Below are 20,995 nucleotides of genomic sequence, written 5' to 3'. Positions count from 1 at the left end.
ACGAATTTCACGAATTTCCACTAATTAATTCGTGCTAATTCGTGAAATTCGTGGCAAATAAAATTTTAGAACTCTTCATCGGTTTCTAAAGCACGATTTATGAATTCGTTTAAAGGTTTTAAAGCAATCAGTTTTTTGCTCATTTTTGAAACGAAATCTTTTTGAGTCACTTCAGAAATATCATATTTTTGAGTCGCAGTAAAACTTTTCAGTTTTAGAAATTCAATTGCCGGATGATCTTTTTCATAACCTCTCGGCATACCTTTAAGAGAATTATTTTCGTTTACATCTAAACTTCCAAATTCTTTTTTGAAATTTTTATCCGCCAAAATAGCTTCTAAATCGTCATAAAAAAAGGCAATTTCCTTGCGGACTTTTTTCAAATCTTCCGCTTCAGGCGAATAAAATCCGCCCGCTATAAAACTAGCCCCTTTTTCAATATGAACATAATATCCCGAACGATTTGCGCCTTTTGCGCCAGCCGACATCCAAACACCTAAATGTGCTTTATAAGGAGATTTATCTTTAGAAAAACGAATGTCCCGGTTAATTCTAAAAGTACAATTTTTAACCTCCAATAATTCCAGCGAAGGATCAAGCGGTTTCATTACATCCAGAAAATCACTTACTAATTGATGATAGTCTTTTTTGAAGATTTCATAACGTTTTTTATTGTCCTGAAACCAATCTCTATTGTTGTTCTTTTTTAAATCGTCTAAAAATTGCAATGATTCTTTCGTAAGCATATTATGTGTTTTTATTGCAGTTGTTTTAAGTTCGCCACTAATTACACGAATTTACACTAATTTTTTAATTGCTTATCGCTCAACTTTGACAAAGTTTTGATTCGTGAGAATTCGTGAAATTAGTGGCAAAAAAACTTTACAAATTAAATATCTTATAAGTTTGATGCGTCGATTTTACAATCGCTTCGGTTCTTTCCGGATGTGTATCTGAAATAAAAAGCTGTCCAAAAGTTTCACTGTTTACCATTTCGACAATTTTGGCAACACGGATTTCGTCCAGTTTGTCAAAAATATCATCAAATAATAAAATAGGTTTTACACCGCTTTGCTTTTTTAAAAATTCAAACTGAGCCAGTTTCAACGCAATCAAAAAGGATTTTTGCTGTCCCTGCGAGCCGAATTTTTTTATGGGATGAGAATCAATTTCAAAAGATAAATCATCTTTATGAACTCCAGAAGTTGTATAATGTAAAGCTCGGTCTTTATTGATATTTTCCTGTAAAAGGGTCAATAAATCTTTTTCAAACAAATGACTTTCATAAACCAGCTGAACCGTTTCTTCAGAACCCGTTATAGTTTGATGATGTATATTAAATATAGGTATAAATTGTTCCAGGAAATCTTTTCTCTTTTCAAAAATCGATTTTCCGTATTCATTTAACTGCTCATTATATATAGATAAGGTATCATTGTCGAAAGTATGATTGAGTGCAAAATATTTCAAAAGCGCATTTCGCTGTACAATGACTTTTTGATATTGAATAAGCTGATGCAGATAAGTCGAATCTAACTGCGAAATAACACTGTCCATAAATTTACGGCGTGTTTCACTTCCTTCTACAATTAAATCTCGGTCGGCCGGAGAAATAATTACCAGCGGAATAAAACCAATATGATCGGAGAATTTATCATAAGCCTTTCCGTTTCTTTTTAAAACCTTCTTTTGTCCTTTTTTTAAACTGCAGACAATTTGTTCCGTTCTGTCGTTTTTTTCTAATTCGGCATCAATAACAAAAAACTCCTCTCCGTGTTTGATATTTTGAACCGCCAGCGGATTAAAATAACTTTTTCCGTAAGCTAAATGATAAATGGCATCCAGCACATTGGTTTTTCCAATTCCGTTTTTTCCAACAAAACAATTAATCTTGATGTCGAAATCAAAACTGGCTTCAGCGAAATTTTTATAATTGAATAAAGAAATTTTGTTTAAATGCATTTTTAAGAAACTATAAAAAGTAAAATTTGATGTTTTTTTATTAATTCGCTGTCTTTTTTCTTTCGCCACAGATTAAAATGATTAAAAAGATTTTTTGCTGAGGCTTTTTAATCTGTGAAAATCTGTGAAATCTGTGGCTAAAACTAAGTTTTAGCTCAGAAAAGTGGTATTTAAAATCATCAAAAATTTGAGGGTGCAAATTATCGAAAATTATCGATATAAAGGACTTTTGGTACGTTTCAAGTTGATTTATTTTGGTGCTGATGCGAAAGGAGTTAGCGTTATTAAAAATATTTGTTTTAAAATAGTGATAAATTTGATTTTTTATGCCACAGTTTCAAGAAAAATTTTATTTTTGCCGTTCACTAAATTAATTTTAAATGGCTACTTACAATAAAAGAGGATATAAAGCACCAAAAGAGAAGGAAGTTAAAGAAGTAAATGAAGAACAACAGGTAATCATTGACGAAAAAGACAGCACAACAGCTGGTGTTTTTTCTAAATTAGACGAAACTGCTTCAAGAACTGAGGATTGGGTTGCTAAAAATCAAAAAATCATTATTGGTTTAGTTGCTGGTATTGCAGTTGCTACTATTGGTTATTTGGCTTACCAAAAATTTATTGAAAATCCTAAACAAGACGAAGCTGCAAACGAAATGTTTGTTGCACAACAGAACTTTCAAAAAGCTGTTGATGGTGTTGCAAGTGATTCATTATATAAATTAGCATTAAACGGATCTGAAGGTAAATTTGGATTTGTGAAAATCGCTGACGAATATTCTGGAACTGACGCTGGAAATTTAGCAAATTACTATGCTGGTATGGCATATTTGAATACAGGTAAATTTGATGATGCTATTAAGTATTTAGGAGAATTTAAATCTGATGATTTAATCTTAAGTGCTTTAGCAAAAGGAGCAATTGGAGACGCTTATTCTCAAAAAAACAACCAAAAAGAAGCTTTAGACTATTATGTAAAAGCTGCTGAAGCAAACAAAAACGATTTTACAACACCTCGTTTCTTGCTAAAAGCTGCTAAAACGGCTATCGCTTTAGGTCAAAAAGAAGACGCTTTAAAATATCTAAACGATATTAAAGACAACTTCGATGCAACTCCAGAAGCCGGTGCTGTTGATGCCTTGATTGGATTAGCGCAATAATAAAATTTCTAGAGTTCAGATTTTAGATTTTAGATTTGTATTTTTACAATCTGAAATCAAAATTCTAAAATCTTAAATATAAAAGATGGCTACCGAAAATAAAAATTTATCAGAATACGATAAAAACACAATCCCAAATGCGAAAGACTTTCGATTTGGGATTGTTGTTTCTGAGTGGAACGATGTTATAACAGAAGGACTTTACAATGGCGCTTTTGACGCACTAGTTGATTGTGATGTTCCTGCGCAGCAAATTATTCGCTGGAATGTACCAGGGAGTTTTGAGCTTATTTATGGCGCAAAAAAAATGCTGCAGACACAAAATGTCGATGCAGTAATCGTAATTGGATGTGTAATTCAAGGAGAAACAAAACACTTTGATTTTGTTTGTGAAGGCGTAACGCAGGGAATTAAAGATTTGAATGTTCAAACTGATATTCCGGTTATTTTTTGTGTTTTAACAGATAATAACATGCAGCAGTCTATTGACAGAAGCGGCGGCGCTCACGGGAACAAAGGAACCGAAGCTGCAATTGCTGCTATAAAAATGGCATATATTCGCCAGCAGGCCTCTATTTCACATGCTTTCAATCAGCCTTTATTAACTTCTGGAGCGCTTCAGATAGAAGATTCTCCAAGAAAGATAGAGAACGAATAAATATCTATGGATGAATTTTTCTGTAAAACAAGAGTCTTTTGGGCAATTTCTAGAATTCTGTTAAGTGTTTTTATTTTCTGGAGTTCTTTTAATATATTAGAACGTTATCCAGATTCTTCAGATTCTCCAATAAGTATGTTTATTTGGGTTTATGCAGTTTGTATCGTAATAGTTGCTATTAATGAATTTAGAGAAGAAGATTCTAACAGATTTTTTCTCTTTATAGTTGGTATAAGCTCATTCATATTTGCTCTTTTTCTTGTTTATATGACTCTTGGTCGTCTAAAACCCGGATATGGAATATTGCTTTTTGTAACTTTTGTCTGGCTGGTTTTAGTGGGATTAAAAGATATACTAGGAAATCACTTTTATATTACAGAATAAACACATTTGTTTTAAAAATATTAAAACCTATACTGTGTCACAATAGTATAGGTTTTTTGTTTTTTTTATGATTTCACATATTCAAAAAGCCAGTAGAAATTCACTAAATTTGTGCTGCTTGGTTTAGATTTAAATCAAAAATCTTAAATCGTTAATCTACAATCTAAAATTTTCAATGTCGAGTATTATTCAATTACTTCCTGATCACGTTGCTAACCAAATTGCTGCTGGAGAAGTGGTTCAAAGACCCGCTTCAGTCGTAAAAGAGCTGTTAGAAAATGCTGTTGATGCAAAAGCAACTGATATTAAATTGATTATAAAAGACGCCGGAAAATCATTAGTTCAGGTTATTGATAATGGTGTAGGAATGACCGTTACAGATGCACGTTTGTGTTTTGAACGTCACGCTACATCAAAAATTCGTCAGGCCGAAGATTTATTTTCACTTGCTACCAAAGGTTTTCGCGGAGAAGCATTAGCTTCTATTGCGGCAATCGCGCACATGGAAATGAAAACAAAACAAGAACAAGACGAACTCGGAACGCATATTATTATCGAGGGAAGTAAATTTGTTTCGCAGGAAGTGGCAGTTCTGCCAAAAGGAACATCATTTGCGGTTAAAAACCTGTTTTTTAATATTCCGGCGCGTCGTAATTTCTTAAAATCAGATACAGTTGAATTTCGACATGTTATGGATGAATTTCAGCGTGTAGCTTTAGCGCATCCAAACATTCATTTTAGTTTTTATCATAACGGAAGCGAATTGTATAATCTTCCGGCAGCAGGATATCGCCAGCGAATTGTTGGGATTATGTCAGGTAAAACCAATGAAAAATTAGTTCCTGTAAATGAAGATACAGAAATTATAAATGTTCAGGGATTTGTGTGCAAACCCGAATTTGCCAAGAAAAATAGAGGAGAACAATTCTTTTTTGTAAACGATCGTTTCATTAAAAGCGGTTATCTGCATCATGCGGTTATGGCTGCTTACGACGGACTTTTGAAAGATGGTTCTCAGCCAAGTTATTTCTTGTATCTGCAAGTGCCGCCAAATACAATCGATATCAATATTCATCCCACAAAAACCGAAATTAAGTTTGATGATGAACAAGCATTATATGCTATTTTAAGAGCTTCGATCAAACATAGTTTGGGACAGTTTAATGTCGCTCCGGTTTTAGATTTTGACAGAGATTCAAATTTAGATACGCCTTACCATTATAAAGATGTAGAAGCAGAAGTGCCAACAATTCAGGTTGATGGAACTTTTAATCCTTTTACAGATGATAAAACTAACCAGCATTATGCAAAAGCGGGTTCAGGATCAAGTTCTGGTTATAGCTCTGGATTTTCTTCCTCTTCTAGCTCATCTTCGTCTTATTCAGGCTATTCAAAAAGAGTAGAACCAACAGTAAGCTGGGAAAGTTTGTATGTTGGATTAGATGTTGAAAATGCTGAAAGTATCGAAAGTTCACCATTTACATTCGAAAACGAAGAAGTAACGTCATCTTTATTTAATGATGATGAGGTGGAACAAGCAACTCAGAAAACGTATCAAATTCATAAAAAATATATTGTTTCGCCAATAAAATCAGGAATGATAATCGTTGACCAGCAGCGTGCGCATCAACGTATTTTATACGAACAATTTTTGTTGAATATGACTGTGAATCAAGCTTCAAGTCAGAAATTGCTTTTTCCTTTAGATTTATTTTATTCTTCTACAGAAATGAAGTTAATCGAAGAATTAAAACCTTCGTTAGAAACAACCGGATTTATTTTTGAAGAAGCCAAAACAGATCATATTGTAATTTCGGGAATTCCGGTAAATATTACCGAAAGCGAGGTTTCTCTTGTAATTGAACAATTATTAAGCGATTTGCAGGACGGAATTCCGGCAAGTAGTTACAGTCAAAATGATACTATTGCCAAATCGATGGCAAAAAGTTTAGCGGTTAAGACAGGATCTTATTTAACCGAGAAAGAACAAGATAATCTAGTAAACGGTTTGTTTGCTTGTAAAGATCCTAATATTTCACCTTTTCAAAAACCAACCTTCATCACTATGCGTGTTGAAGATATAGATAAAAAGTTTGCCTTATGATGAACATGACTCCAGTAGTTAAACAACTGCTAATTATTAACATTATATTTTTTATTGGTGCTCAGTTAGTGCCAGTTTCTTACGAATATTTCGCGCTTTTTTTTCCGGAAAACCCGGGATTTAAAGTTTGGCAGCCTATAACACATATGTTTATGCATGGCGGATTTGCTCATATTGCATTCAATATGTTTGCATTGTATTCATTTGGGTCAACATTAGAGCATTTTTGGGGAGCAAAGAAGTTTTTGTTTTTCTATATCTCTTGCGGACTGGGAGCTGCTTTAGTAAATTTTGCTGTTAATTATTATTTTTATCAGGATAGTTTAAATATTTTATTGGCAAATGGTTATCAAAAAGCTGATATTCTTAATCTATTAAATAGTGGAAGAATAGATACAAGATGGGAGCAGATTTTGACAGCTTCAGAATTTAAGCATTTCACGAATGCCTATTTGGGAACTGTTGTAGGTGCATCTGGTGCTATTTACGGTTTACTGGTAGCATTTACTTTTATGTTTCCTAATGCAGAACTTGGAATTTTGTTTATACCTATTCCGATAAAGGCGAAATATTTTGTACCAATTTATATGCTTTTATTTGATGGTTTTTTTGGGATTTTTGGAAGTTCTTTTATGGGAATAGATTCTGGAATAGCTCATTATGCTCATATTGGTGGAGCTTTGTTTGGATTTTTGATTATGTGGTACTGGAAAAAAAATCAGTTTAATAACAATCGATGGAATTAATTTTTAACTTTAATTGATTAAATTTAAAAACCAAAAGAAGACTTTATGAATATTCTTGACGATTTAAAACTTCAATATAAATTGGGCGGCATTGCGATGCAGGTTATTTATTGGAACATCGCCTGTTTTCTTATTTCCCTAATTTTTTTCTATCAGTTTTCTACCGGTCAGTTTGTTTTTCCAAATTGGCTTGCATTATCATCAGATCCTCAGGTTTTCATGTTTAAGCCCTGGACATTTTTAACGTATGCATTTTTTCATTTCGGATTTTTGCATTTGTTGTTTAATATGATGGTTTTAAACTTTGCAAGCAATTTATTCCTGACCTTCTTTACTCAAAAACAATACTTAGGATTATATATTTTAGGCGCAATTTTTTCAGGAATTGTTTTTGCTTTAAGTTTTTACGTTTTAGGAACTTCTGCTTCAATAGTTGGCGCATCGGCCGCTATTATGGCAATTTTAGTTGCTGCAACAACTTATCAACCTTTAATGAATGTTAGGTTATTTCTTTTTGGAAATGTCAAGCTTTGGCATATTACAGGTGTAATTTTACTTTTAGATTTAATGCAGCTGCGCCTTGAAAATATGGGCGGACATATTTCGCATTTAGCCGGAGCATTTTTCGGTTTCATCTTTATTAAACTGCTTCAAAGCGGTACTGACTTAAGTATTATTGTTTCCAGAATATTAGATTTCTTTGCTAATCTTTTTAGAAAATCCCCAACGACCCCATTTACAAAAGTTCATAAAAATTACAAAAAACCTACAGAAAAAGCGACATCAAGAATTGTTACAAAAGACAAAACGCAGCAGCAAATTGATGAGATTTTAGATAAAATCAGCCAGTCGGGATACGACTGCCTGACAAAAGAAGAAAAAGAGTTTTTATTTAAAGCAGGAAAATAATCCTTAGCAAGAAAATATGAAAAACCTTTCGTGGTTTAATAAAATAATGTTCTTTTTGAATATAGTACTGACTGTGCTCACATTTAGTGTCTATATTTTGCCGTTTTTAGCACCTAAGAGCTTTCCGCTTTTATCGGTGCTTACTTTGTTCATGCCGGCCTTTTTTGTAGCAAATGGACTCTTCTTTTTATATTGGGCAATTCAGTTCAAAAAACGCCTTATTTTATCTGGTTTGGTTTTGCTTACTGGAATTACCTTTATCAGCAAATTCTATAAATTCTCTGCTAAAGAATATGTAAAGGACGAAAGGGATTTCTCTGTAATGAGTTATAATGTGCGCCTTTTTAATGTTTTTAAATGGCTGGATCGCGATGATATTCCAGAAAACATTAAAACATTTATAGATGAAAAAGATCCGGATATTTTATGTGTTCAGGAATATTCAAACTCGGCGCATTTAGATTTAAAAGTGTATCCGCACCGCTATATTTTTATTGAAGGAAACCAGGTTAAGACAGGTCAGGCCATTTTTTCTAAATTTCCTATTATTGACGAAGGAAACATCATTTTTCCTAAATCAGATAATAATGTAGTTTATGCTGATATTAAACGCGGGAAAGATATTATTCGTGTTTATAATATGCATCTGCAGTCTATTAAAATTTCTCCTGACGTAAGTGAGATTTCTGATGATATTGATAAGGTAAACCAACAGAAATCACAGCGTATTTATGCCCGAATCAGTAAAGGGTTTACGCAGCAGCAGGAGCAGGCTGAAATTTTTAAGGAGCATATAAAGAAATGCAAATACCCAATTATTATTTGTGGAGACATGAATAACAGCCCGTTTTCATACGTTTACCGAAATATTAAGGGAAAACTTAAAGATGCTTTTGAAGAAGCAGGAGAAGGCTTTGGAGCGACTTATAAGTTTAAGTATTACCCAGCCCGAATTGATTATATTTTTACCGATACTAAAATGAAAGTAAAGCAGTTTGAAAGCTTTTCTGATTTCGAAAATTCCGATCATTACCCAATAATGACCAGACTTTCGATAGATCAATTTTAGATTATTTTCTGGGTTTTTAAATAATCCATTGCAAACTTACCTTCGTTAAAAAGTAAATCCAAAACACTTAAATTGTTGATAAAACCATGTTTGTCATCAAAAACCTGAGTATATTTTTCGAAAGAATTTTGATCTTTTTTTCCGTTTGCTAAATATCTGAAATCTGAAACATTTTCAACTTCATGAAAATATTCAGCTGTTTTACCAAATTCCAGTTTCATTCGTAAACACTTTGTAACGGTATCAAAAACTTCCATATTTAAATCCATCAGGAAAGTGTGTTTCTTTTCGAAAATGGGCACGATATCATCTTCAAAATACTCAAAGAACGGCGAACTTCTATAAGCTGCTTCTAAGGATTTAAAATGCTGTTTCTGCCAGTCAAATTCGTTTTCGATCAATACATCTTTTGTTTTTTGATGTGCAGATTTAGAATGCTTAACAGGAATGTTTAATAATTGAATTCCGTTGGGGCTATAGATATAAGTTCTGTTCCTATTGGTCTGCTTTTGAAAATTATCTTCCATTTCAAAAGTTATATTCTCAGATTGAGCCATAACTGCAAAATGGCTAATGGATGGAAAATATGTAGGAAGTAATAAGGAATTCATTTGATTTTTGTTTTAAAAGTTTCAGGTTTCAAGTTTCACGTTCGCAAAGAACCTGAAACCTGAAACCTGAAGCAAAAATAACATTTTTTATTTTTTATGCTTTATTCTGTTTTCTTTTTCTCCAGAAGAATTCTCCAACAAAGTATAGTGCAAGAATAATTAGGAAATATTTGAAATAAGATTGCGGTTGTCCTTCGCCGTCAACAGTAGTGAAAACTCTGCTCCAGCGAATTTTGTTGATACCTTTTCCGTTAGTATCCCAGCTCATCCAGATGAAAACCGGTTTTCCTACGATATGATTTTCAGGAACGTAACCCCAATAACGACTATCTTCAGAATTGTGACGATTGTCTCCCATCATCCAATAGTAATTTTGTTTGAAGGTATAAGTGTTAGTTTCTTTACCGTTTATGATAAATTTAGAACCACTTAATTCTAAAGTATTTCCTTCATAATTAGTGATGATTTCTTTATAAAATGGAAGAGATGTATTAGTTAAAGCAACTGTTTTACCAGCTTCAGGAATATAAATTGGACCAAAATTATCCTGATTCCATTTGTTGATATGTGGGAAAATCGCATTGTCATTTCCTTTGTCAATTTCTCTTTTTACAGCAGTAACGCCCGGAGTATTTTTCAAACGTTCAGCACTTGCTTCGGTTAAAGCTCTAAAATAAAGCGTATCCCTTTTTTCAGTTCTAAAACCTGCAGGATCTGTAATGTCTAATTCTTTAAATAAAGATTCAAAATCAATAGATGTTTTTCCATCTAAAGCTACAGAATAAGAATATTGAGGTTTTGCTCTTTCCGGTAAAATAAGTTTTTTTCCGTTAATGAAAACAAATCCGTCTTTAATTGATAAACTGTCGCCAGGAATACCAACACATCTTTTTACATAGTTTGATTTCTTATCGATTGGCTTAATAACGCCCGGTCTTCCTTTTGGCTCATAAAAATAATGTACCGTATCAACCGGCCAGTTGAATACTACAATATCATTTCTTTTTATTTGCTCAAAAGCAGGAAGTCTGAAATAAGGTAACTGAGGCCAGCTTAAATATGATTTTCTTTTTGTTAATGGAATAGAGTCATGAACCATTGGTAATGCAACCGTTGTCATAGGAACTCTGGGGCCATAATTTACTTTACTTACAAATAAGAAATCTCCAATTAATAATGATTTCTCTAAAGAAGAAGTTGGGATTGTATAAGGCTGAATAACATAAGTATGTACTAAAGTTGCAACTATAATTGCAAAAAGCAAAGAACTTACCGTATCAGCTGTTTTGTTTTCAGGAGTTAATTTTCTGTCAGCGTTATATTCTAATTTCTGTGTGTAATTTACATAGTAGATATAAAAGCCAAGAGTAAAGATCCCTAAAATAGTATCTAAAGTTGATTTTTTACCAAAGGTTCTAAGTGTTTCAACCCAAACAACCGGAAACATAATCAAGTTGATAATTGGAATGAAAAGTAATAATGTCCACCAGGTTGGTCGGCCGATAATTTTCATTAAAACAATTGAATTATATACCGGAATTGCCGCTTCCCAGCTTTTTCTTCCTGCTGCCTGATACAATTTCCAAGTACCAATGAAATGAATAATCTGAACAGCTAAGAAAAATACGAACCAAGAGTAAAGTGTCATAATATAGTATTTTAAGTTTCAAATTCGGGATTGAATATTTGTTTAATCCAGAATTTTATCAATTTATTGTAAGTTTAATACATCTTTCATAGTGAAAATTCCCTGTTTTCCGGCAAGCCATTCTGCAGCGATAACAGCGCCAAGGGCAAAACCTTCACGATTATGAGCAGTATGTTTGATTTCAATGCTGTCAATAGCAGAATCGTAGTTTACGGTATGTGTACCCGGAACTTCTCCAATTCTTTTAGCTTCAATATGAATTTCACCTTTTTTTGCTTCGTCTAAAGTCCAGTTAGAATAGTCACTGTTTTGAATAACGCCTTGTGCTAAAGAAATCGCAGTTCCGCTTGGAGCATCCAATTTGTGAATGTGGTGAATTTCTTCCATCGTAACTTTATAAGAATCAAATTGATTCATGATTTTGGCTAAATATTCATTTAATCCAAAGAAAATATTTACTCCCAAACTGAAATTTGAACTGGAGATAAAACCTCCTTTTTTCTCGTTGCAAAGAGCAATCATTTCATCGTAATGTTCCAGCCATCCTGTTGTTCCGGAAACTACAGGAACATTAGCATTAAAAGATGCAGAAATATTGTCGACTGCCGCTGACGGAACGCTAAAGTCAATCGCAACATCTGCAGTCGAAAGTCCGTCGTATGTATTGAATTCGTCTTTCTTTAAAACAATTTCATGACCTCTTTCTAAAGCAATTCGTTCGATTACTTTACCCATTTTTCCGTATCCTAAAAGCGCAATTTTCATTTTGTATGTATTTGTAAGTTTTAAATAGAGAAACTATTTAAAAACGATAATTAAAAGTTAGTCCAACGTTTGGTTTAAATGTTACATCGGCGGGATAAATTTCTGGACGAAGTGATAGTCTTTCGTTTACATTAAATTGAATCAAAGCCGCATCAACATTGGCATCGATGATATTTAAAACATAAAAACCAACAACAAATAAGGCAGATAAATCTCTGTTTCGCTGATAAAATTTCTGACCGGCAATAAGTCTGCTTTCGTCAAGAAATTGATATTTATCATCATTATAGCCTTCTAATCTTCGCTTGTAGGCATCACGATAATCATGATATTTTTTATTGTTATCAATATAAAAGTATAAACTTGTACCAATTGCTCCGTAAACAAGCGGAACTTTCCAGTATTTTTTATTGTATACCTGACCCAAACCAGGTAAAATAGCCGAATAAAAAGCTGCTTTTGCAGGTGTAAGCGGATCTATTTCTATTAATGCAGTTGTGTCTTTAACGACTAAAACCGTGTCTTTTTTTACCTGGGCAAAAAGAGAAACGGTTCCTATGAGAAAGAACAATAGACTTATGGGGACAATTTTATTCACTATCCGTTTATTAATTTTATAATTCGATTAAAGTCGGCTTCAGAATTAAAAGGAATTGTGATTTTTCCTTTTCCGTTACCAGCGACTTTTATATCAACTTTCGAACCAAAATAATCATTGAAAGTATTTTTTTGTGTTTCTCTAACCACAAACGAAGATTCAGCTTTAGGTTTTCCTTCTGCTTTTGGCTGCTGACCTTCGTGATAATTTTTAACTAAGGCTTCAGTTTCACGAACAGATAAATTTTGACTTACGATTTTTTGGTAAATATCAGTCTGAACGTCTAAATCTTCAATATTAATGATAGCACGACCGTGTCCCATACTAATGAAACCATCGCGAATACCAGTTTGAATAATTGGATCCAGTTTTAAAAGACGTAAATAATTGGCAATTGTAGAACGTTTTTTTCCAACGCGCTCGCTCATTTGCTCTTGTGTTAATTGAATTTCGTCAATTAAACGCTGGTAAGAAAGTGCGATCTCGATTGGGTCTAAGTCATGACGCTGAATGTTTTCAACCAATGCCATAACAAGGGACTCATTGTCATTGGCAATACGAATGTAAGCCGGAACATGAGTTAAGCCAACTAAAGTTGAAGCACGTAAACGACGTTCTCCGGAAATTAACTGGTATTTATTAAAGTCTAATTTTCGAACAGTAATAGGTTGAATTACACCAAGTTCTTTAATAGAAGTGGCTAATTCGCGTAATGATTCTTCATTAAAATTGCTTCTAGGCTGAAACGGATTTATTTCGATAGCACTTATTTCAAGCTCAATAATATTTCCAACAACCTTATCAGCATTTTTGTCTTCTACTGATGTAATGTCGTTTTCCGGATCTTTTAATAACGCTGATAATCCTCTTCCTAAGGCTTGTTTTTTAATTGCTTTTGTCATAAAAACTATTTACTGTTTTTCTTTATAATTTCTTGAGCTAAATTAATGTAATTAACCGCACCTTTACTTGTAGCATCATAATTAATGATACTTTCTCCAAAACTTGGTGCCTCACTTAATTTAACATTTCGCTGAATAACGGTGTCAAAAACCATATCGTTAAAGTGTTTTTGAACTTCTTCAACTACCTGATTGGATAAACGTAATCTTGAATCATACATTGTAAGTAATAATCCTTCGATGTCTAGATCAGGGTTGTGAATTTTTTGAATACTTTTAATTGTGTTCAATAATTTTCCTAATCCTTCAAGTGCAAAATATTCACATTGAATTGGAATTACTACTGAGTCGGCAGCTGTTAAAGCATTCAAGGTTAATAAACCTAATGAAGGCGCACAGTCGATAATGATAAAATCATATTCTTCTTTTGCTTCTTCTAATGCTTTTTTAAGCATATACTCACGATTTTCTTTGTCAACCAATTCGATTTCGATAGCAACAAGGTCAATGTGAGCAGGGATCACGTCAACATTTGGAGCTGAACATTTTAAAATGGCTTCTTTTGGTGTTATTGTATGTTCAAGAATTTGGTAAGTTCCAAGTTCAACAGATTCTACGTCAATTCCAAGGCCAGATGTAGCATTAGCCTGAGGATCAGCATCGATCAATAATACTTTTTTCTCTAAAACACCTAATGAGGCTGCAAGATTTACAGATGTTGTAGTTTTTCCAACGCCTCCTTTTTGATTAGCAATCGCAATGATTTTGCCCATTTATTTTCTGAATTTTGAACCGTAAAAATACAATTATTTATGGTTTTTGAAAATCTATTTTGTTAACATTTGTGAAACTTCGCTTAATCGTTGTTTCGTGCGTGTTCGGCAGAAATTAATTTAAGTTTTGAGCAGAATTACAGACCAGATTTTGGTCATGATGAAAGTTGTTTTGCAGTAAAAGTGAACGAATTTAAAATTTACTTTGTAGAAATGATCTCATTCTGTTTTTTCTTTTCTAAAATATTAATAATAAAAAATAATGAACAGGATTTTTATTTTATAATCTCAATTTTTACATAAACTAAGCCGCTTTTTATATTTGAAGCAATGTTCATAAAAGCTGTTTTGCTTAAGTCAATTTCTCTTCCTTTAATAAAAGGTCCTCTGTCTGTAACTACTACTATAACGCATTTGTTATTTTTTTCGTTTGTTACCCTAAGTTTTGTGCCAAAAGGAACTTTTTTATGCGCAGCAGTCAAATCATCATTGTTGAATCTTGCACCGCTTGCTGTTTTTCTTCCGTTAAATTTATCATGATAATAAGAAGCGTGAGCATTTTCTTTATATAAGATATACTGATCGTTTTCAGTGCCGGGATCTGTATCAGTTGAATTTTCTTGTGCTGTAACCGTTGCAGAAAAAGCTAGAGCAATATAGAGTATTATTATTTTCATTTTCTAATTTCTATTGGGCGCAAAAAAAATCTATTATGGAAAAATGAGAATATCGTATACGGTTTATTTATGTTATTAAAAGGCATATTTGGCGCCGTTGTATAGTTTTTGATAAGAAAATTGAAAGATAAAGGTTAAAGATTATGACTATTTTAGAATCCCTAAAAAACTATTAAACCAAAAACAATTTTTATGATTAAAAAGTTAACCTCAGTATTTACTGCATTTGCGTTTATGCTGATTCTATGCAGTTTTGCAACGTCTAATTCATCTGATGAAAAGCAGGGAAATAAGATAGAAGGCAAAATTGTTTACAATAAGAAAAAACATAGCATAACATTATCTTGGCCGGCATTTGGCTCTTCGGGAAATTATCTGATCTCAAGAGGAGGCAGTCGTTTAGCGTCTAATTTTGTTTCTGTGAGCTCAACTTCTAAATTAACCTTTACAGATAATAAACCAAATAAAAATAAATACGAGAACTATTATAAAATAACTCGTAACGATATAACAATCATAGTTTCGCTGGAGAACCAAATTTTTGGAAGTAATATGTATTTCTACGATAGAAAATATGAAAAAGCAGAAACGGCACGAATTGATATTAATTCGCAATTTAGTGCTATTGGTCTGGGCGGAGCAAATGGCGAGTGGACAACAAAACGTCAGGCGTATTATTTAAAAGCAAATGTTGATGGACAAACTTATGATTCAGGCGGGTCGGGATCTGCATCATCGGCAGAAGCCAATTCAATAGAATTAGGATTCTACTCTCATATTGGAGGTTTGGGCAAAGTGCCATCAGATGTTAAATTGGGTTCTATTTTTACAAGACCTCACCTTTCTGGCGGAGCAAATGCTACCTGTACATTTTGGCGTTCTGTAGAAAATGTAGAAGTAATGCGGGATTTTGCATGGACGGTTTCTCAATCCACCAGTGCACGAAGAATGCTGATTGAAAGTACTTCGAAATATATTTCAGATATTGGGAATACCAATTTTTGGGGAAGTGGTGGTTTTATTGCCGATACTCATTATACATCAAACAGACCAAACTGGGGCGGACAGCAGCAATGGTACACCAGAAATGCTATTTTTCCTTCCGGTTCGGGAGCTATGGGAGGCTCTTATAATATGGTTTGGCAAGGCTGTGTTAATCCTCCGCAAGCAGATGATACCAATTCTCCAATTCCTACTACACGTATTATAAGAGAAAAACCTTTTCTTTTTATTGATAATGATGGTGAATACAAAGTATTTGTTCCGGCATGGCAAAAAGACAGAGTAGGTGTTTCATGGTCGTCAACAGACATGGGTAAAGGAAAAGTTCAGGATTTACTTATTGATTGGTATGTTGCTAAAGAAGGTGACACCGATGTAGAAATTAATAATGCGTTAAAAGCAGGTAAAAATATATTTTTCACTCCGGGACATTATGCATTGAATGCGCCTATTCAGGTAAATAGAAAAGATGCAATTCTTCTTGGTGCTGGTATAGCTTCAGTAACATTAGAACCTACTGAGAAAAATACTTGGGGATGTATTTATGCCGATGACAAGGACGGAATTATCATTGCCGGACTTCTTACGGATTCATTTAATAGTACAACGTATCAGGTTAGAATTGGTGAAGAAGGTGCAAAAGCAGACCATTCTGCAAATCCTATATTACTATCAGATATTACTTGTAGAGTGGGCGGGGTTCAGTCAAAAAATATTCAGATACATACTGCTATGCAAATAAGCAGCAGTAATGTGGTGGGTGACCATTTCTGGTTGTGGCGTGCTGATCACGGGTCGCAGAAAGGCGGAGATTTGCGATGGACAAGAGACAGATGTAAAAACGGACTTATTGTTACAGGTAATGATGTTACACTTTATGCGCTGTTTACAGAGCATTTTCAAGAATATGAAGTCTTATGGTTAGGAGAACGCGGCAGAACTTATTTCTTCCAAAACGAACCGCCATATGATGCTCCAAATCAAGCAAGCTGGAGCAGTCAAGGAGGTAAAGTTGATGGTTATGCAGCATTTAAAATAGCCAATACTGTAAAAGATTATCATAGTATAGGAATGGGATCTTATGCAGTTTTTACAGGAACTGATGGCAAAGTGAATAAGAAAAATGGTTTTGAAGCGCCTAATAGTCCAAATGTGAAATTGGAGAAAATGTGTATTACTCGTTTTGCCGGCCCGGGAAATATTCAAAATGTTATTAATGGTATTGGCGGAAGCACAGCAACTGGTGTAAAACGTGTGGCATTATACAATAATGGTGAAGGTACGCAGCCTTTCGATGAAGAATTTAATTTGCCTAATCGTGAATCGTATCCTGCTTATATTGATATGGGAAGTAAATAAGATTACATATTAAAAAAAAACAAAACCTCTGAAGACAATCGTCATTCAGAGGTTTTTGTTTTTAACATAGCCCGCGAGGTTTCAACCACGGGGACGCATGAATAATCACGATACGTTTCCCGTGGTTGAAACCACGGGCTATGTCGCAAATGAGATAAATTTTGGAAATTTATAGTGTTGATTGATTTTATATTTCAGTTTATTGCAAAAAAAAAGTCTTTCCAAGTAAATGAAAAGACTTTTGGTCGGGGTGGCAGTCCCGAAAGCTTTCGGGAGAACCTGCGGCCTTCCCGATTTTCAATCGGGACGCGATAACTTTTCAATTTTATGATTTCAATTTTCAGTTTATTGCAAAAAAAAAAGTCTTTCCAAGTAAAATGAAAAGACTTTTGTCGGGGTGGCAGGATTCGAACCTGCGGCCTTCCCGATTTTCAATCGGGACGCGATAACTTTTCAATTTTATGATTTCAATTTTCAGTTTATTGCAAAAAAAAGTCTTTCCAAGTAAAATGAAAAGACTTTTGTCGGGGTGGCAGGATTCGAACCTGCGGCCTTCCCGATTTTCAATCGGGACGCGATAACTTTTCAATTTTATGATTTCAATTTTCAGTTTATTGCAAAAAAAAAGTCTTTCCAAGTAAAATGAAAAGACTTTTGGTCGGGGTGGCAGGATTCGAACCTGCGGCCTCCTGCTCCCAAAGCAGGCGCGATAACCGGGCTACGCTACACCCCGAAGATGTATTTATTGTAGTGCCCGAAAGCGGATGCAAAGATATAAATAAAATTCGTTTACAAAAGGAAAAAATGAAAATAAATAAAACTTATTTTAACATAGCTATTTCAGATTTATTTTCGGTGTTATTTTTTATAATAAAGTTTACATTTGCATCACAAAAAAACAATACACATTATGTCAGATACAATCGAAAAAATTAAATGCCTTATTATAGGTTCTGGCCCTGCAGGTTATACTGCAGCAATTTACGCAGCCAGAGCAAACATGAATCCGGTTTTATATCAAGGTATGCAGCCTGGAGGTCAATTGACAACGACTAATGAAGTAGAAAATTTCCCTGGTTATGTTGATGGTGTTACAGGACCAGAAATGATGGTTCAGTTACAAGAACAAGCAAAACGTTTCGGAGCTGATATCCGTGATGGCTGGGCTACAAAGGTTGATTTTTCTGGAGATATTCATAAAGTTTGGATTAACGATTCAATCGAATTGCACTGTGAAACTGTTATTATTTCTACAGGTGCTACAGCTAAATATCTAGGATTACCATCAGAGCAGCACTATTTAAATATGGGTGGCGGAGTTTCTGCCTGCGCTGTCTGCGACGGATTTTTCTACCGTAACCAAGAAGTTGTAATTGTTGGAGCAGGAGATTCTGCTTGTGAAGAAGCACATTACTTATCTAAACTTTGTAAAAAAGTAACGATGTTGGTAAGAAGCGAGAAATTCAGAGCTTCAAAAATTATGGAAGAACGCGTTCGTAAAACAGAAAATATCGAGATTTTAATGAACCACGATACTGTTGAAGTTTTAGGAGATTCAAATGTAGTTCACGCTATTAAAGCTTTAAATAAAACAACTGGAGAAGTGATTGAAATTCCTGCAACCGGATTTTTCGTAGCAATTGGTCACAAACCAAACACAGATATCTTTAAAGATTACATCACTCTTGACGAAACAGGTTATATCATAAATACACCAGGAACTTCTAATACAAATGTAGCAGGTGTTTTCGTTGCCGGAGATGCTGCAGACCACGTTTACCGTCAGGCAATTACTGCTGCAGGTACAGGTTGTATGGCTGCACTTGACGCAGAACGTTATTTAGCTTCTAAGGAGTAAGTTAAAAGTTTCAGGTTTCATGTTTCAAGTTATTGGAACGTGTAAAACAACAATAAAAAATCCCGGTCTAAAATTTTAGACCGGGATTTTCTTTTATAATTAACGTTCCTAATTTCAACTTGAAACCTGAAACAAGAAAAACCTGAAACAAATTATTTAATCTTCTTAATCAGCTTTGCTTCTTCAGAGAAACGAGTTAATTCAATTTTTGGATTTCCGAATAAAGATAATTCTGCTTTATCTCCAACGGCAATAGAAACAGTGGTTTCGGCTAAAATGCTTCCAACAGAATTATTCTCAGCAGTTACATTAGCCTCTTTCAAAGTAAATTTTGTTCCGGTGAAAACCGAATTATTATCTAAACGAATAGTAGCTTTTTCAGCAATTCCTTCAATAGCTGCATTTGCTTTTTGGTACAAATCACATTTAAATTTAATAGCAGAAACCAAAGTTTTAATAGAAGCACTTTTACTCAATTGTAAACTTCCATCGTCGGCTTTTAAGTTCAATTCTGTTTTTGATTTGTCATCAGCAATTAAGTTGAATTTTTTTGAATTGACATTCAAAAATAATCTGGAATAATCAAAACAGCTAAAAGTGATATCATCTAACTGAACTTCCTGAATAGCATAAATTTTTGCTTCATTTTTTGCAATTACTTTCGTTAATGAGCTCGTATAAGTAATTTTTACAGAAAGCTTTTTGAAAATCGTACTTTCTTTTGATGTGTATAAACGAAGCGTTTTATCTCTTAAATCCATCCCAATGATTTCATGAAGATTATCATCGGCTTCAATTTTGATTTCGTTTTTCTCTCCTTTTTCAAGATAAACTTCAATATTATCATCGGCTTCAAGAGCATCAAAACTTCCTACGTCTTTAATAGAGGTAGTTACAATTTTAGATCCTTTCACTTTTTCTCTCTTTTGAGCAAAAGTTAATGTTGTAACCAAAAGCAGTAGGAACAGGGCTGTATTTTTTTTCATTTATTCTAGATTTGATTTTGGCAAATATAAAAAAATCATCCACTTTAGATGAATGATTTCTTTTATATTTAACAGTTTAAAAATGTTAGCTTTGACTAACGCTTCCTCCAGAACTTGCTGTTTTCTCGATAGTCTTAGGAACATTGTTATAGTTAATGTTTCCGCCGCTGCTCGCTTGTGCTTTTAATTTTAAAATAGGATGAACGTTTATTACTGCTCCGCTCGAAACATCGGCATCAACATCATTTGCTAATAATTTTCCAGCTTCGATTGAAGATCCGCTTGACGCTGAAGTCTGTACTTTTAATGCTTTTCCTTTAATGCCAATTGAGCTTCCGCTGCTTGAATTACAAGAAATATTATCAGACTCTACATCTACATGCATTGACGCTGCACTTGAAGTTTCTAACTCTATGTTTTCTCCCTGAAGTGTATTTTTACTTAACACACTCGCAGCGCTCGATGCCTCAACTCTGTTAACATGAGGCATTTTTACTGTTACTTTTTTCTGAGTTACATTACGGAAAGAAGAGAATTTGCATTCAATGATCAAAGTTCCGTTTTCAACTTTTGTAATGATTTCTTTCTGTAGATTATCATCAGCTTCAACAGTAATGTCTACCGAATCAGATTGCTGAATAACTAAATCTATTGCATTGCTTACTTCGATGTTTTTAAAATCTCCCTGAACAATTCTTTTTTCAGTGGTTACATTCCCGCTGCCTTCAATTGTGTTCAGGTTTAAGTTATTGCATGAAGCAAACAATAAAGCGGTAATTGTGGCAATAACAAATTTCGTAATATGAATGATTATTTTTATCATG

The 20,995-nt window shown here is 33.8% G+C and carries 20 protein-coding genes and 1 tRNA gene; 9 read left to right on the top strand and 12 right to left on the bottom strand.

The genetic code is table 11. The features are described from left to right. Nucleotides 1-65: 65 nt before the first annotated feature. Together NLJ00_RS01375 and recF are read right to left on the bottom strand one after the other, a co-directional pair. Nucleotides 66-746, bottom strand: coding sequence for a DUF2461 domain-containing protein (locus tag NLJ00_RS01375; protein WP_256636012.1), 681 nt, complete (start codon nucleotides 744-746; stop codon nucleotides 66-68). A gap of 136 nt (nucleotides 747-882) precedes the next feature. Continuing rightward, the gene (gene recF, locus NLJ00_RS01370) at nucleotides 883-1,962 is read right to left on the bottom strand and encodes a DNA replication/repair protein RecF (protein ID WP_256636011.1); all 1,080 of its coding nucleotides are present in this window, start codon (nucleotides 1,960-1,962) and stop codon (nucleotides 883-885) included. Nucleotides 1,963-2,342: 380 nt separating this feature from the next. Between recF and NLJ00_RS01365 the strand changes: the two genes are divergently transcribed. From NLJ00_RS01365 to NLJ00_RS01335, 7 genes are all read left to right on the top strand, one after another. After that, nucleotides 2,343-3,122 (top strand): tetratricopeptide repeat protein, encoded by a 780-nt coding sequence (locus tag NLJ00_RS01365; RefSeq protein ID WP_053472397.1) that lies wholly within the window; start codon nucleotides 2,343-2,345, stop codon nucleotides 3,120-3,122. A gap of 85 nt (nucleotides 3,123-3,207) precedes the next feature. Then, the gene (gene ribH, locus NLJ00_RS01360; RefSeq protein WP_053472396.1) at nucleotides 3,208-3,780 is read left to right on the top strand and encodes a 6,7-dimethyl-8-ribityllumazine synthase; all 573 of its coding nucleotides are present in this window, start codon (nucleotides 3,208-3,210) and stop codon (nucleotides 3,778-3,780) included. 6 nt (nucleotides 3,781-3,786) lie between these two features. Further along, nucleotides 3,787-4,164: a hypothetical protein gene (locus NLJ00_RS01355; RefSeq protein WP_053472395.1), complete on the top strand. Its 378-nt coding sequence runs from the start codon at nucleotides 3,787-3,789 to the stop codon at nucleotides 4,162-4,164. A 175-nt stretch (nucleotides 4,165-4,339) separates the two neighbouring features. Beyond that, the gene (gene mutL / locus NLJ00_RS01350; RefSeq protein WP_256636010.1) at nucleotides 4,340-6,268 is read left to right on the top strand and encodes a DNA mismatch repair endonuclease MutL; all 1,929 of its coding nucleotides are present in this window, start codon (nucleotides 4,340-4,342) and stop codon (nucleotides 6,266-6,268) included. After that, nucleotides 6,265-7,014, top strand: coding sequence for a rhomboid family intramembrane serine protease (locus NLJ00_RS01345; protein ID WP_053472393.1), 750 nt, complete (start codon nucleotides 6,265-6,267; stop codon nucleotides 7,012-7,014). The genes mutL and NLJ00_RS01345 overlap by 4 nt, the downstream gene beginning before the upstream one ends. Before the next feature lie 45 nt (nucleotides 7,015-7,059). Then, a complete protein-coding gene (locus tag NLJ00_RS01340) occupies nucleotides 7,060-7,923 on the top strand; it encodes a rhomboid family intramembrane serine protease (RefSeq protein WP_256636009.1) in 864 nt (287 codons plus the stop codon). A gap of 46 nt (nucleotides 7,924-7,969) precedes the next feature. Then, nucleotides 7,970-8,992: an endonuclease/exonuclease/phosphatase family protein gene (locus NLJ00_RS01335; RefSeq protein ID WP_256637455.1), complete on the top strand. Its 1,023-nt coding sequence runs from the start codon at nucleotides 7,970-7,972 to the stop codon at nucleotides 8,990-8,992. Here NLJ00_RS01335 and NLJ00_RS01330 read toward each other — a convergent pair. The 7 genes from NLJ00_RS01330 to NLJ00_RS01300 form a co-directional block, all read right to left on the bottom strand. Next, nucleotides 8,989-9,603, bottom strand: coding sequence for a WbqC family protein (locus tag NLJ00_RS01330; RefSeq protein ID WP_256636008.1), 615 nt, complete (start codon nucleotides 9,601-9,603; stop codon nucleotides 8,989-8,991). The two genes, NLJ00_RS01335 and NLJ00_RS01330, sit on opposite strands and share 4 nt — an antisense overlap. 94 nt (nucleotides 9,604-9,697) lie before the next feature. Then, entirely contained in the window at nucleotides 9,698-11,251 is a 1,554-nt protein-coding gene (gene lepB / locus NLJ00_RS01325) for a signal peptidase I (RefSeq protein WP_256636007.1), read from the bottom strand. 63 nt (nucleotides 11,252-11,314) lie between these two features. Further along, nucleotides 11,315-12,016: a 4-hydroxy-tetrahydrodipicolinate reductase gene (gene dapB / locus NLJ00_RS01320; RefSeq protein WP_053472388.1), complete on the bottom strand. Its 702-nt coding sequence runs from the start codon at nucleotides 12,014-12,016 to the stop codon at nucleotides 11,315-11,317. 37 nt (nucleotides 12,017-12,053) lie between these two features. Then, a complete protein-coding gene (locus NLJ00_RS01315; protein ID WP_053472387.1) occupies nucleotides 12,054-12,614 on the bottom strand; it encodes a DUF5683 domain-containing protein in 561 nt (186 codons plus the stop codon). Further along, the gene (locus NLJ00_RS01310) at nucleotides 12,614-13,516 is read right to left on the bottom strand and encodes a ParB/RepB/Spo0J family partition protein (protein ID WP_053472386.1); all 903 of its coding nucleotides are present in this window, start codon (nucleotides 13,514-13,516) and stop codon (nucleotides 12,614-12,616) included. Before NLJ00_RS01310 ends, NLJ00_RS01315 begins: the two co-directional genes overlap by 1 nt. A 5-nt stretch (nucleotides 13,517-13,521) precedes the next feature. Beyond that, the gene (locus NLJ00_RS01305) at nucleotides 13,522-14,289 is read right to left on the bottom strand and encodes a ParA family protein (RefSeq protein WP_053472385.1); all 768 of its coding nucleotides are present in this window, start codon (nucleotides 14,287-14,289) and stop codon (nucleotides 13,522-13,524) included. Between the two features lie 275 nt (nucleotides 14,290-14,564). Then, a complete protein-coding gene (locus tag NLJ00_RS01300) occupies nucleotides 14,565-14,966 on the bottom strand; it encodes a septal ring lytic transglycosylase RlpA family protein (RefSeq protein ID WP_256636006.1) in 402 nt (133 codons plus the stop codon). Nucleotides 14,967-15,158: 192 nt separating this feature from the next. On the opposite strand from NLJ00_RS01300, the gene NLJ00_RS01295 reads away from it, so the two are divergent. Continuing rightward, a complete protein-coding gene (locus NLJ00_RS01295; RefSeq protein ID WP_256636005.1) occupies nucleotides 15,159-17,327 on the top strand; it encodes a hypothetical protein in 2,169 nt (722 codons plus the stop codon). A gap of 655 nt (nucleotides 17,328-17,982) precedes the next feature. Here NLJ00_RS01295 and NLJ00_RS01290 read toward each other — a convergent pair. After that, nucleotides 17,983-18,060 (bottom strand) — tRNA-Pro (locus NLJ00_RS01290). 177 nt (nucleotides 18,061-18,237) lie between these two features. On the opposite strand from NLJ00_RS01290, the gene trxB reads away from it, so the two are divergent. Then, nucleotides 18,238-19,185, top strand: coding sequence for a thioredoxin-disulfide reductase (gene trxB / locus NLJ00_RS01285; protein WP_053472378.1), 948 nt, complete (start codon nucleotides 18,238-18,240; stop codon nucleotides 19,183-19,185). A gap of 152 nt (nucleotides 19,186-19,337) precedes the next feature. On the opposite strand, the gene NLJ00_RS01280 is transcribed toward trxB, so the two are convergent. Beyond that, a complete protein-coding gene (locus NLJ00_RS01280) occupies nucleotides 19,338-20,171 on the bottom strand; it encodes a GIN domain-containing protein (protein ID WP_256636004.1) in 834 nt (277 codons plus the stop codon). Nucleotides 20,172-20,256: 85 nt separating this feature from the next. Beyond that, a complete protein-coding gene (locus NLJ00_RS01275) occupies nucleotides 20,257-20,994 on the bottom strand; it encodes a head GIN domain-containing protein (protein ID WP_256636003.1) in 738 nt (245 codons plus the stop codon). Between the last annotated feature and the right edge of the window lies 1 nt (nucleotide 20,995).

It is taken from the genome of Flavobacterium panici (assembly GCF_024499525.1).
In the GTDB taxonomy this organism is placed as follows: Bacteria; Bacteroidota; Bacteroidia; order Flavobacteriales; family Flavobacteriaceae; genus Flavobacterium; species Flavobacterium panici.
The sequence above is the reverse complement of the archived record's forward strand: the minus strand, read 5'-3'. Positions and strand labels throughout refer to the sequence as shown.